The organism is Salsuginibacillus halophilus (assembly GCF_003014715.1).
Classification (GTDB): Bacteria; Bacillota; Bacilli; order Bacillales; family Marinococcaceae; genus Salsuginibacillus; species Salsuginibacillus halophilus.
Window position 1 is genome coordinate 115,209 of sequence record NZ_PYAV01000009.1, and the last position, 12,509, is coordinate 127,717.

14 protein-coding genes and 1 other annotated feature are annotated in these 12,509 nt (G+C 45.7%); of the genes, 2 read left to right on the forward strand and 12 right to left on the reverse strand.

Translation table 11 applies throughout. The features are described 5' to 3' along the window. The first annotated feature begins 15 nt into the window (after positions 1-15). Together arsC and B0H94_RS10165 are read left to right on the forward strand one after the other, a co-directional pair. Positions 16-438, forward strand: coding sequence for an arsenate reductase (thioredoxin) (gene arsC, locus B0H94_RS10160; protein WP_106589154.1), 423 nt, complete (start codon positions 16-18; stop codon positions 436-438). Positions 439-511: 73 nt separating this feature from the next. After that, complete coding sequence (locus B0H94_RS10165; protein WP_106589155.1) at positions 512-862, forward strand: ArsR/SmtB family transcription factor; 351 nt, start codon at positions 512-514, stop codon at positions 860-862. 747 nt (positions 863-1,609) lie between these two features. Here the strand turns inward: B0H94_RS10165 and B0H94_RS10170 are convergent. The 12 genes from B0H94_RS10170 to coaE all read right to left on the reverse strand — a co-directional run bounded on the left by B0H94_RS10170 (position 1,610) and on the right by coaE (position 12,504). Beyond that, entirely contained in the window at positions 1,610-2,179 is a 570-nt protein-coding gene (locus tag B0H94_RS10170; protein WP_106589156.1) for a TVP38/TMEM64 family protein, read from the reverse strand. 17 nt (positions 2,180-2,196) lie between these two features. Next, positions 2,197-2,457: a DUF1294 domain-containing protein gene (locus B0H94_RS10175; protein ID WP_219899788.1), complete on the reverse strand. Its 261-nt coding sequence runs from the start codon at positions 2,455-2,457 to the stop codon at positions 2,197-2,199. Positions 2,458-2,531: 74 nt separating this feature from the next. Further along, positions 2,532-2,885 (reverse strand): 50S ribosomal protein L20, encoded by a 354-nt coding sequence (rplT, locus tag B0H94_RS10180; RefSeq protein ID WP_106589158.1) that lies wholly within the window; start codon positions 2,883-2,885, stop codon positions 2,532-2,534. Positions 2,886-2,927: 42 nt separating this feature from the next. Then, on the reverse strand, positions 2,928-3,134 hold the full coding sequence (gene rpmI, locus B0H94_RS10185) for a 50S ribosomal protein L35 (protein ID WP_106589159.1): 207 nt from the start codon (positions 3,132-3,134) through the stop codon (positions 2,928-2,930). Positions 3,135-3,179: 45 nt separating this feature from the next. Next, on the reverse strand, positions 3,180-3,695 hold the full coding sequence (gene infC, locus B0H94_RS10190) for a translation initiation factor IF-3 (protein ID WP_106589160.1): 516 nt from the start codon (positions 3,693-3,695) through the stop codon (positions 3,180-3,182). Positions 3,696-3,831: 136 nt separating this feature from the next. After that, positions 3,832-3,972 (reverse strand) — a sequence feature (ribosomal protein L20 leader region). A gap of 78 nt (positions 3,973-4,050) precedes the next feature. Further along, on the reverse strand, positions 4,051-5,988 hold the full coding sequence (gene thrS / locus B0H94_RS10195; protein WP_106589161.1) for a threonine--tRNA ligase: 1,938 nt from the start codon (positions 5,986-5,988) through the stop codon (positions 4,051-4,053). 358 nt (positions 5,989-6,346) lie between these two features. After that, entirely contained in the window at positions 6,347-7,171 is an 825-nt protein-coding gene (ytxC, locus tag B0H94_RS10200) for a sporulation protein YtxC (protein WP_181315351.1), read from the reverse strand. A gap of 99 nt (positions 7,172-7,270) precedes the next feature. Beyond that, positions 7,271-8,209 (reverse strand): primosomal protein DnaI, encoded by a 939-nt coding sequence (gene dnaI, locus B0H94_RS10205; RefSeq protein WP_106589163.1) that lies wholly within the window; start codon positions 8,207-8,209, stop codon positions 7,271-7,273. Between the two features lie 15 nt (positions 8,210-8,224). Then, positions 8,225-9,637 (reverse strand): replication initiation and membrane attachment family protein, encoded by a 1,413-nt coding sequence (locus B0H94_RS10210; protein ID WP_106589164.1) that lies wholly within the window; start codon positions 9,635-9,637, stop codon positions 8,225-8,227. 55 nt (positions 9,638-9,692) lie between these two features. Continuing rightward, a complete protein-coding gene (nrdR, locus tag B0H94_RS10215) occupies positions 9,693-10,175 on the reverse strand; it encodes a transcriptional regulator NrdR (protein ID WP_106589165.1) in 483 nt (160 codons plus the stop codon). Positions 10,176-10,322: 147 nt separating this feature from the next. After that, complete coding sequence (locus tag B0H94_RS10220; protein WP_106589166.1) at positions 10,323-11,345, reverse strand: glyceraldehyde-3-phosphate dehydrogenase; 1,023 nt, start codon at positions 11,343-11,345, stop codon at positions 10,323-10,325. 565 nt (positions 11,346-11,910) lie between these two features. Beyond that, positions 11,911-12,504, reverse strand: a complete 594-nt coding sequence (coaE, locus tag B0H94_RS10225; protein WP_106589167.1) for a dephospho-CoA kinase — start codon at positions 12,502-12,504, stop codon at positions 11,911-11,913. Between the last annotated feature and the right edge of the window lie 5 nt (positions 12,505-12,509).

Sequence of the window (12,509 nt, forward strand, 5' to 3'; positions counted from 1 at the left end):
AGGAAGGTGTAAGTCATGTCAAACAAACCAATCATTTACTTTTTATGTACAGGAAACTCCTGCCGCAGCCAAATGGCGGAAGGCTTCGGGCGCCACTATTTGAGCGATGAATTTGAGGTTTACTCTGCAGGTATTGAAGCCCACGGTGTAAATCCAAAAGCAGTAGAAGTTATGAAAGATGCAAGTATTGATATTAGCAGGCAGACATCCGATCAAATTGACCAAGATATCTTAAAGGAGGCAACACACGTCATTACGCTGTGCGGTCACGCCGATGAAGTATGTCCAACTGTACCTGCGGGGGCTTTCCGTGCACATTGGGGTTTTGATGATCCCCCTAAAGCTGAAGGAAGCGAAGCAGAAAAACACGCTGTATTTATACGCGTGCGCGATGAAATTGAAGCACGCATCCGCCGCTTTCAAGAAACTGGCGAATAACGCTAAGTCTAGCTGTTGGAATGAAATGTTGCTATACTACTTGTAACGTAAACTCCTCAAAGGAGGCTTATCTATGTCTGTTGAATTCGAACAACGATCCACCGAAGAAACAGCTGAAGTTTTAAAACTTCTCGGGGATAAAACAAGGCTCCGCACCTTATGCCTATTATACGAAAGCGATTGCTGCGTATGTGAGCTTGTGGAAGTTTTTCAAATGAGTCAGCCTTCCATAAGCCAGCACTTGCGCAAACTCCGGGATCGAGGGATTGTAATTGAAGAACAACGGGGCCGCTGGATGTTTTATCAGCTGAATCGCGCGCACAGCACTTATCCGCTCATCGAAAGTATCATTCAAACGCTGCCTTCAGAAAAAGCAACATGGGCATCGTTAGAAGAGCAAGGTTTACGCGTCAACTGTTGTTGAAAAGAAATGGCCCTCACAATTTTGAGAGCCATCAGACTGTCGACAAGGTACAAAATCTAAAATTCATGCACAGCTTACTGCTCCGAGCCGAGGGTTGCACTTAAAAACTGAACCATGAACGTGACCGGAACGAAAGCGGACGCTTTCCCGAAGGCTTGGCTTCAGCTAACTTGTTCGATTTGATTGCCAATCGAACAAGTTAGCTGAAGCCTGCGCTTGATCCTCTAGGAGTCGCCGTCTTTCTTTTCGGTCACTTTTCAATTGACGGATCATCAATCATTTCCAATGGATATTGTTTGTTTTATCGTTCATAAAGCATCGTTATGAAATTGATTTATGTAGATATTGCTTAATCAAAAGGATCTCTACAATTGATACTATCAAATAACGCAAGGCTGACAAGCATCTGCGGCGACGCTTACACAGAACAACGAGTGAGGAAATCCCGCAGGCATCGGTAGTCCACCGAGGAAGTGGAGGAGGTACAAGAGGCTAAGAAGACACGGTGAGGTCAAGCTTTAGCGCAGATCAAACCGATGTCGCGCTTGTGCCATTGGTGAAAGCGAGTATATTTCCCATGCTTATCATTTAAAATATATCTTATGGGACAGCACCATTTCTTTTTTTATGATGTACATGATGCATTCTATTGCATAAAACAGATCCGGCTGCGGTAGGCGGATCTGTTTTGTTATTCTCTATAGATTTTGTTTAACTTATGGAAAGTGACTTTTTCCGTCTATTCATTTAACGTGATGCAAAGAACGATTTCATACGGTGAGTAAACGTTTTACTTCTTGATAATAAAAACAGTAACACAAGAACTACTGTAATAAACAACAGCACATACCAAGGAAGCTCACGAATGCCGTGTCCAAACGATGTATAAATCAAAGCCGGTGGCAAACTTGCAATAAAGGAATATTTCGTATAATCCCGCCAGTTACTGCTGATCTCCATTAAATAAGCATTTACTAAATGAAAATGAAGGAATGGAACACAACGTAAAATCATAATTTGTGCCAAAGTAAGTTCTTCTTTTCCACCCATCCACTTATTCTTCCATTCCGTTAGCTTACGACGTAATGCAGGCCACAACTTTACCGCCGCATAAAACATTAAGCTTACAATTGTTAAGCCGATCATCGAAAAGAGCGTGCCATAAAATGTCCCGAATAATAGCCCGCCGAGAATACCAATGGTAGCAACTGGGAGCATTAGAAGCTGCCGCAAAATATGAGCCCCTAAAAATAAAAGCGGGGCCATCCAGCCTGTATCTTGAATTGCTGCTACTGCCGCATCAATGAATGCTTCCATCTAGCACACCCTCCTTCCTAAATGACCCAGCTCATACTAAAAATCAGCCCAACCTGAATTATGATGATCAATGGGACGCCGTACTTAAAAGACGGTTTTTTTGTTTTATGCCGAAAGAGTTGCATCCCACCCAAAATTCCAGGGCTTCCCCCGATCCACGCCATCAAAAATAACGTTCGCTCAGAAATTCGCTGCTTTCTCATTTTTGCCCTATTTTTGTCGAATCTAACCATGATAATAGCAACAAAACTGCAGCTAACCATCCAAGCAGCTATCATTAGTAAAATCAATTGTCTCTCCTCACGAAAAAGCTGCCCGCTAGGAAACAGGCAGCTTCTTTACACACGCTATTTTACAAGTTCTGCTTTGCTTTTTCAGCAAGTTCAGCAAATGCTTTTTCATCGTTTACAGCTAAGTCTGCAAGCATCTTACGGTTGACATCAATGCCAGCCTGCTTAAGACCGTGCATCAAACGGCTGTAAGACAAGCCATTCAAACGTGCAGCTGCGTTGATACGCGTGATCCACAACTTACGGAAGTCGCGCTTACGCTGGCGACGGTCGCGGTAAGCGTATTCTAGGGATTTGCGTACCTGTTCTTGTGCCGCACGGAACATGCGGTGCTTCGAACCATGGTACCCTTTAGCTAGTTTCATGACTTTTTTACGACGGCGACGTGCAACGTATCCACCTTTTACTCTTGACATCGTCAAGCCCTCCTTACTTTCTTAGCACATAACTTAAAGTGCTTATTTTTTCTTTTTGTACGGAAGAAGCTGCTCAATCCGGTTTTGGTCCGTTTTGTCCATAACTTCTTGTTTGCTCAAACGACGCTTTTGCTTTTCGGACTTGTTCCGGAACAAGTGACTCGTAAATGCGTGGCTGCGCTTGATCTTTCCGGATCCTGTCTTTTTGAAACGCTTTTTCGCACCGCTGTGCGTCTTCATTTTAGGCATGATTGTACCTCCTTCAATGGTTTAAGCCTTGAACCGTTGACAAACTTAGCTTTGCTTGTCTTTATCCGCTTTCGGAGCAAGCATGAGGAACATGCTGCGCCCTTCCATTTTCGGCTTCGTTTCAACTTGAGCGATATCTTCGCATTCTTTTGCCATACGCTCAAGTACTTCCTGGCCGATTTCCGAATGCGTGATGGCGCGGCCGCGGAAACGGATCGCTGCTTTCACTTTGTCGCCTTTCGAAAGAAACTTACGCGCATTTTTCAGCTTCGTGTTAAAGTCGTGCTCTTCAATGTTCGGGCTCAAGCGCACTTCTTTGACAGTAACCGTCGTCTGCTTTTTGCGAGCTTCCTTTTCTTTCTTCTGCTGTTCGTACCGGTATTTGCCGTAATCCATGATCCGGCAGACGGGCGGCTTGGCATTCGGAGCGACAAGCACTAAGTCAAGGTCGGCCTCCTGAGCCATTTCAAGTGCTTCTTTTTTAGACTTGACGCCGATTTGTTCCCCATCGGAATCGATGAGGCGCACCTCTTTTGCGCGAATACCGTCATTCACTTTCATGTCATTACGAATAATGAGCCACCTCCAACGAAATTACGAATCAAAGCATAGGTCAGCGTATACGCCCTTTTTTGCTGCCGGCCGGGTATGCACCGGGGAACTTCTGTTGCTGCTTGCAAGGTTCTTCGGCAGGAGCAAGCATAAAAAAGAGCGGGTGTACACACGACACCCACTCTTTGGTTTCATCATTAACGAACGTGATTAGTGATTAAACCGTGACCTGTCAACTGCCCGAAAGCGTCAATCAGGTGAGAAGCGGGCGCCTCTGCTTGCTTTGGTTCCTCTTTATTCAATTACTTTTCTAATTTAGCATAAGCACATCAACGTGTCAAACACTTATTTAATAACTTTCTCTTCAGCCTTTTTTCGAAGTTTCAGCGGTTAAATTATCAATGAACTGCTGTAGAAGCACTGTTTCAGAATCCTGTTCACCGTATTTACGGACATTAACAGCTTCAGCTTCTTTTTCGTGATCACCAACAACAAGCATATACGGAATTTTACCAGTTTGCGCTTCACGTATCTTATAGCCGATCTTTTCATCGCGCATATCGCTTTCTACGCGGAACCCTGCTTCGCGCAGACGTTCCTCAACCTGCTTCGCGTAATCAGCGTGCACACCTGCTGAAACCGGGATGACGCGCGCTTGTACCGGGGCAAGCCATGTCGGGAAGGCCCCTTTGTACTCTTCGAGAAGAAAAGCAACAAAACGTTCCATTGTGGAAACAATACCGCGGTGAATAACAACCGGGCGATGCTCTTGTCCGTCTTCACCAATGTAAGTTAAATCAAAGCGATCCGGCAGATGGAAGTCAAGCTGTACCGTAGAAAGTGTCTCATCTTTACCGAGCGCCGTTTTCACCTGCACATCGAGTTTTGGACCGTAAAAGGCCGCTTCTCCTTCTGCTTCTACATACGGTACCTCAAGATCATCCATCGCTTCTTTAATCAGCTTTTGCGCTTCTTCCCACATCTCATCGTTATCCACATACTTCTCTTTATCTTCTGGATCCCGGTAAGATAAACGGAAGTAATAATCGTCGAGCTGAAAGTCTTTATACACATTTTGTACAAGTTTGACCACGCGGATAAACTCTTCTTTCATCTGCTCCGGCGTACAGAAAATGTGAGCGTCATTTAATGTCATTGCACGTACGCGCTGCAATCCAGCGAGGGCTCCGCTCATTTCATGACGGTGCATCGTACCAAGCTCTGCGATACGAAGCGGCAGATCGCGGTAACTGTGCAGCCCCTGCTTATAAATCATCATGTGGTGCGGGCAGTTCATCGGGCGCAGTACGAGATCTTCATTATCCATTTCAAGAGTCGGGAACATGTCATCTTGATAATGGTCCCAGTGGCCGGAAGTTTTGTAGAGATCTACACTTCCGAGTACAGGTGTATACACATGGTCATAGCCGAGACGCTCTTCAATATCAACAATGTAACGCTCAATGATTCGGCGTACAGTCGCACCTTTAGGCAGCCAGAGCGGAAGCCCTTGTCCTACTTTTTGGTTTACCGCAAAAATCTCTAATTCTTTACCGAGCTTACGGTGATCACGTTCACGCGCTTCCTCTAAAAGGCGTAGATGCTCGTCTAAGTCTTCCTGTTTCATAAATGCTGTGCCGTAAATGCGCTGCAGCATTTCATTGTCGCTGTCGCCGCGCCAGTAAGCTCCGGAAATGTTCATCAGCTTGAACGTTTTCAACTTCGCCGTTGCAGGGACGTGCACACCGCGGCAGAGGTCAAAAAATTCACCCTGCTCGTAAATCGTGATTGGTTCACCTTCCGGAATGTCATCAATTAATTCAAGCTTCAGGTCATCACCGTGCTCACGGTACAAAGCTTTAGCTTCTTCGCGGGTGTATTCCTTACGCACAACTTCATGATTTTCGTCAACAATACGCTGCATTTCTTTTTCAATGGCTGGTAAATCATCCGGCGTCAAAGTATGTGGGGTCGAGATATCATAGTAAAACCCGTTTTCAATGACAGGGCCGACCCCGAGTTTCACATCACTGTAAAGCCGCTTAACCGCTTGTGCCATCACGTGCGCTGTGCTGTGACGAAGAACTTCAAGTCCTTCCTCATCTTTTGACGTAATAATTTGTACAGTACCATCTTGATAAATCGGCCGGCGCAAATCAATCATGTCACCATCAAATTTTGCAGCAAGTGCCTGCTTGCGCAAGCCCGGGCTGATCGAATGAGCGATCTCTTCAGTCGTGACGCCGGCCTCAAAGGCTTTTTCATTGCCATCAGGAAAGCGGATATTTACTTGTTCAGCCATGTTCAACACTCCTTTTATAAATTCAATATAACCGCCGGAAAATAAAAAAAGCCCCTGTCAATGACAGGGGCGGGTTCTCCCGCGGTTCCACCCTACTTCCGGACATGTAAGACATGTATCCGGCGGCTTAATTCGGTTAACGCCCGATCACGCCGGCAGTTACTAAAAGCATAAGCTTTATTAGCTGCCAGAGCTTAGAGGGGGTCTTATATGCATGCAGTAACGAAAGGGTTCCAGCCTTGCCCTTTTTCTCTGGTGAAACGCTTTGCAAACAAGTTGTCCTCATTACAGCGGTATCGATTTTGCTTTTACTACACTTAATTATAGATAAAGCACATTTAAAAAATCAAGAGCTTTTTTACAACCAGCTGAGCCGTTCTTGAAATATTGACATTAAAGTTCGTACAAGCGGTGTTTCTTCTACTTGTTTTAAAAAGAGGCGCTTGGGTGCCAAGCTGACAATTGGACTAATCAAAAGCTCACGCTCGGCTGCTCCTTCTTCGATCATCAGTTCGCTTGATAAATGAACAAGCCGGTCGTGTTCAGATAAAATTCTCCCAGCCCCGTCTGAATAAACCCATGTTTTAGGCCCCGTAATGGTCAATGTTTCAACAACTGGTGCAGAAGTCCGTAAAAAGTGCCGCATCCGCTCAATCATGAGCTGGTATTTCTGCTCAAGGTGGTACTCTTCCACAGCAGCCTCAAGAATGATCATTAACTGCTGTTGATAACGGCTCGTCCGAAAGGTAAGAAAGGGCTCAAAATGAAAGGTGTTTCGGTCCTCGAGCTGCTCTTTTACTTCTGAAAACAACAATTGCTTTCGAGCAGCTACAGAAGTGTTCAACACCGGGCCCGGGCGGTCGCCGGCAATGATGCTGCAAGCAATCGTTAAAACGGAGATCGATTCAACATCATCAAACTGATACTTTTTTTGAAGCATGTCTTTTAAGCATGTATCTTCCCTCGTTGCAATAATACAATCTGTGATGATTGCACTTAATAGCGGAACACCCCCATGCTCCCATTCTCGAGGTGCACCAGAAAAGGCAAGGGAAATACAATCCTCCTTGCACGCTACTTCACCGAAATCAATGCCATGCTCTCTAAACCGGCGTACACTGCCATCTAAACAGCCGTGAATAAACCGGCGATCTTCTAAAGGTTTACACTCAATGGCTACCAAATCAACGCCTCCCTGTTCTGACGGGTGTTGCGGCACTTCACCGCTGCTCATCAGTTTCATTTGTATGGAGGGAGGACGGATTTCATGACGCTTGATTTCTTAAGATTCACGGCGATTTTTACCTGATAAAAACAACCCTTGGACACTCGGTCGAATCCGCTCCATAATTCGTTTTGCTTTCATCCGCTCTGTACCGCCTTTATGTGAATAGGCAAGGTGGTCTTCAAGCTCTTGAAAGTCAAAGTTCGACGTAAAAATGGTCGGCAGCTTCTCAAGCATCCGATGCTGCAAAATAACGCCGAGGATATCATCACGCACCCATCCCGACATGGTTTCAGCACCAAGATCGTCTAAAATCAACACTTCAGCGTCTTTTACTTCATCAAGTTTAGTCTGCACCGTACCTTCAGCTACGGACTGTTTCATTTCCCGGAAGAAATCAGGTACATAAATAATCATCGAAGAAATATCACGATGCGCTAGTTCATTTGAAATTGCGCCGGCTAAAAACGTTTTACCAATCCCGAATGATCCGTACAAGTACAACCCGCGCCCATCAACACCCGGCTCTACTTCTCTTGCAAACTTTAGCGCACTTGTTACCGCTTCGTTGCGTTCAGCTTCACCTTTTTCAAAGCTGATATCTTGAAACGTCGCCTGCAGAACATCTTTTGGGATCGAGTAGCTTTGGATTAAATTACGGCGTCTCGACTCCTCTTCTGCTTTCCGTTTTAATTTGCACGGGTGATACGTTAAAGTTAAACCACTCCGTTCAAGTGAAAGGTGCGGTTGGTAGCCCTGCATCGTGTTTGGGCAAGCATCAAGACCTGGGCAGGCATCACAATTCGACCATTCTTTTGTAAAATGATACAGCTTTGTCAGCTCACGAAGCATTTCATTTTCGGTAATCTCCGGGTGGGCCTTCATAAACTGCTGGACGCGAGGATCCTGCCAAACCGCCTGCTTCATTGCTTCATAACGCTCTTCCCAATGGGTGCCTTCCATCATGCCTTTCATCGACGATTGAATTGAGTCCACCGCACATGACCTCCTTTATTCGGAGCGGCCTTCTTTTAACAGACGCTCAAATTCTTCCTGCTTTTCTCTCGCTAATTTTTCTTTATCTTCGGATACTTCTTGTTTGTCTTCGGCTGCTTCTTTTTGTTTTTCTTCTTCAATCAGCCATTTCGGCAGCTGCTCTTCACGTTGATTGTAACGCTGTTTTGCCCGGTTTGCATTTTTTGTGCTGCTTTCATGTGATTTTTGTTCTTTTCTTCTTTGGTGCTCTTTTTTTGCATGAGCCATGGCTTCTTCAACAGTCTGCAGCTGCAGGCGAGACCAGTGGCCGGCAATCTTTTCAACAAGACCTGCGTTTAACTTCTTTTCGTTCGTACGCATGACATAGTCGATGAGAACATTAACAACGCCCTGCGGGAGCTTATATTCAAAAATGAGCGTCTCAACAAGCTTCAAATCCGCAAATGGGACATGGGCACCTTCAGCAGCTCCTTGTAAAATATCAGCAGGTGCAGCTGTTTCGTAATAATGCACCTGCTCCTCATGAGGAGAACGTGCAGTTTGCTGAGGCGAGGCTACCTGTTCTTCTGCTGGCACTGCTGATTTATAAGCAAGTGCCGGAGCTTCCTTACTAATGTTTGAACGGTACCAATTTTGTACAGCTTCACGCAGATGATCAAAACTTACAGTGCCTTCGACATCGGCCGCTTCTAACACCATCCGGCTCATCTGCAAAGGATCGAGCTTGTACACAAAAGCAAGACGACGAATTAAATGCTCAAGCTCTAAGTTCTCCAACTGTCCTTCTGCAAACTGAGGTGGCATTGAAGCTTTCAGCAGCTCATAATCAAACTGATCACGAAAGCGGACACCCCGCGCATCGTCTGGGTAAGCAACCGCCGCTTGATCGTCGGGTGTTTCTGCCATCGTTAATTCTGAAGCCTGCAGCGAGGTGAACACTTCATCAAAAGCCGCCGTGACATCTTCATACCCCGCTTCGTCTTCCTGTGGTGTTAAAAAGCGTTGCCGCAACTGCAAGTAATGACCTTTACCTACACGTTTATATAAAAATACGTTTAATACATCATCATAAAAGAAGCGGGCCGGGCTCATCGGCGCATCGAGCTCATATAAAAAGTCACGTCCATCGTTGGACTGCTTCATTCTCGTCTGCAATAACCCGACGGCTTCAAGCTTCTTCCGCTCATCAACAATATCATTTAAGGATATCCCAGTGGAGATCATTAATTCCCGGTGGGTGGCGCCGGCTGTGACATATTGATCCCGCTCAAGTTTTGTCCGCAGCGTCGTATACAATGATACAGCACCTGCCCCAATCAACGGCTGATACAGTAAGGTTAACACTTTTAAATCTAATTCATTCGGTGCTGACTGCAGACGAACGCGGTAACTATCTGACGGAACAACTTCTTTCCAGTGCCAAACCATGCACCTCACCTGCTTTAATGAATTTTAAGCGAACAAAGAGAGCTCAAGGCGCAGCTTAAGCTCTCTCATCCGTGTCGTTTTGCTGATCGTAATCAATCAGTTCTTTCAATTCCTGAATAAACACATTAATATCTTTAAACTGGCGATAAACTGAAGCAAACCGGACGTAAGCGACATCATCAACAGAGGCTAGTCGTTTCATGACCAACTCTCCAACTTCTTCGCTCCCTACTTCAGACCGACCTTCATTACGCAGTTCTTTTTCTACATCATTTACAATACCTTCTAATGTTTCAACTGCGACCGGCCGCTTTTCGCACGCCCGAATCAATCCGCGAAGCATCTTTTCCCGGCTGAATTCTTCGCGCGCACCACCTTTTTTCACGACGACAAGCGGCAGTTCTTCAACAACTTCAAATGTCGTAAAGCGATGATCACAAGCGTCACATTTCCGGCGCCTCCGGATGGAGCGGCCTTCATCGCTCGGCCGGGAGTCGAGTACTCTCGTTCCGTTTCGCTGACAAGCTGGACAGCGCACAAATATCATCTCCACCCCACATCGCCATTGCGATGCTTCGTTTTACATACACTTTATGATACCACTGTTAGCCACCGTTTGGAAAGTCCAATCCCTATACATCAAAACGCTGCAGCACCAACTGGCACTACAGCGCATGAACGAAATTTAAGCCGATTGTCTCGTATGCAAATGTTCGGCTACGTAGTGAGCCAAGTCGACAACTCGGCAGGAGTACCCCCACTCATTATCGTACCAAGCTAACACTTTAACTTGCCGGTCATTTAACACCATCGTTGATAATCCATCAATAATTGATGAGTTTTCATCACCATTGTAGTCAATGGAGACGAGCGGGTCCCCGCTATAACCTAGAATCCCCTGCATCTCACCAGCTGCAGCTTTTTGAAACGCTTGATTAACCTCTTCAGCTGTCACGTCTTTTTCGACGTCTACAACAAGGTCAACAAGCGAAACATTCGGTGTTGGCACCCGCAAGGCCATACCGTGCATACGTCCTTCAAGTTCCGGAAGGACTTTAGAAATTGCTTTAGCAGCTCCAGTGGATGTTGGAATAATGGATTGACCACAAGCGCGCGCCCGACGCAAATCTTTATGTGGATTATCCAGGTTTTGCTGGTCGTTTGTGTAAGCATGCACAGTCGTCATCATTCCGGTTTCAATCCCAAAGTTATCATGGAGAACTTTCGCCGCTGGTGCGAGACAGTTCGTTGTGCAAGATGCATTAGAGAGGACATCATGTTTTTCGGGGTTGTAATCCTTTTCATTTACACCCATAACAATGGTGGCATCTTCTTCTTTACCCGGCGCTGTTATAAGGACTTTTTTTGCACCGGCATCTAAATGCCACCCGGCCGTTTCCCTATCTTTAAATTTCCCTGTAGCTTCAATCACGATATCTATGCCAAGTTCAGCCCACGGCAGCTCTTTAGGATCACGGGACTTTGTGATTTTGACGGGCTGGCCGTCGATGAACAGCTCATCTTCACCTGCTTCAACCTCATGACTCAACGGGCCGTGAATCGTGTCATACTTAAGTAAATGCGCCAGCGTTTCAGCTGGGTAGCTTGCATTCACTGCCACAACTTCCAACGTTGGATCATCCATAATTTTGCGGCAAACCATCCGCCCGATTCGTCCAAATCCATTAATTGCTACTTTTGCTGTCATGCCGAAGGCCCCCTCGATTAAGTTATACTAAATGAATTGAATTTGAAAATAGTATAACACATAGATGCTCATGTCACCATACTTTATATCATATTTATTTCAAACGCTTTCAAAACGTGCATGAAAGAACAAAAACGCTTTCCGCGAAAGAAAGCGTTTCAGCGTTTAGACAAACTTTTTTAGAAAAGGTAAGGCTGACGTCGCTTTTCGGCTCGCGCTGTTCCTGGTGGCGTCGCCGCCAATCTTTGTCAGGCCGCTCTTTATTTCATACTTGGGCTAGGTGTCAGGCACCCCTTTTTTGTGCCTGACACCTAAAAATATTGATCCTTTGTGGAAGTGAATCTTTAGCTGAAGTCAAGCCCTTGGGAAAGCGTCCGTCTTTCGTTTCGGTTACGTTCATGTTTCGGTTTTTATCCTCTTCATGCGGCGGCTCGGAGCAGTAAACTGTCTGTGAATGTTTGGTCGACAGTCTGAAATTTGCGCAAAATTCCCTGCTCTAAGCTCCGGGTAGAAGCCTACCCGAAAAGTAATATCAGGCTTTGTTTGTCTACAACATACGGGCGAATCACCGTAGATTCCACTGATCAAGCAAATTTTGAAAAGCCGTTTTCGTCTCTTCCACCGTTCCGGTATTATTTAATACTGCATCAGCATAGCTGCGCTTTTCATCCATCCGTTTCTGCGAAGCGATGCGCTGCTTTGCATCTTCTGCACCTTCATTATCCCGCGCCTGCAGACGCTCAAGCTGCGTATGAGGATCAACATATACAACAACAACCCGGTCAACCATATAAAATAACTCATTTTCAATTAAAAGCGGCAGATCAAGCACAATATTTTCATAGCCTTCCGCCTGCCAATTTTCCTGCTGCCGGGTCATTTCTGTACGAATCGCCGGGTGCATAATGTCATTCAGCTGCTGACGCCTTTGTTCATCACCGAAGATTTTTCTACCGAGTGCTTTCCGATCAAGCGAACCGTCTTCTAGTAGCACCTCTTCACTAAAGGTATTTACAATTTCCTGCAGCGCATTAGCGCCCGGGGCCACAACTTGACGAGCGACTTCATCTGCGTCAACAACCGGAATGTCTTCTTGTTTAAACCAATCAGCTACTAAACTTTTTCCACTGGCGATGCCGCCCGTTAACCCGATAATCAAAGGGA

Excerpts from the sequence above, each read along its gene's own strand:
- B0H94_RS10170 (WP_106589156.1), bottom strand. The coding sequence starts at position 2,179 with ATGGAAGCATTCATTGATGCGGCAGTAGCAGCAATTCAAGATACAGGC.
- infC (WP_106589160.1), bottom strand. The coding sequence starts at position 3,695 with ATGAAAGTGAATGACGGTATTCGCGCAAAAGAGGTGCGCCTCATCGAT.
- B0H94_RS10210 (WP_106589164.1), bottom strand. The coding sequence starts at position 9,637 with ATGGTTTGGCACTGGAAAGAAGTTGTTCCGTCAGATAGTTACCGCGTT.
- rplT (WP_106589158.1), bottom strand. The coding sequence starts at position 2,885 with ATGTCAAGAGTAAAAGGTGGATACGTTGCACGTCGCCGTCGTAAAAAA.
- arsC (WP_106589154.1), top strand. The coding sequence starts at position 16 with ATGTCAAACAAACCAATCATTTACTTTTTATGTACAGGAAACTCCTGC.
- B0H94_RS10165 (WP_106589155.1), top strand. The coding sequence starts at position 512 with ATGTCTGTTGAATTCGAACAACGATCCACCGAAGAAACAGCTGAAGTT.
- thrS (WP_106589161.1), bottom strand. The coding sequence starts at position 5,988 with ATGGCTGAACAAGTAAATATCCGCTTTCCTGATGGCAATGAAAAAGCC.
- B0H94_RS10175 (WP_219899788.1), bottom strand. The coding sequence starts at position 2,457 with ATGATAGCTGCTTGGATGGTTAGCTGCAGTTTTGTTGCTATTATCATG.
- B0H94_RS10220 (WP_106589166.1), bottom strand. The coding sequence starts at position 11,345 with ATGACAGCAAAAGTAGCAATTAATGGATTTGGACGAATCGGGCGGATG.
- rpmI (WP_106589159.1), bottom strand. The coding sequence starts at position 3,134 with ATGCCTAAAATGAAGACGCACAGCGGTGCGAAAAAGCGTTTCAAAAAG.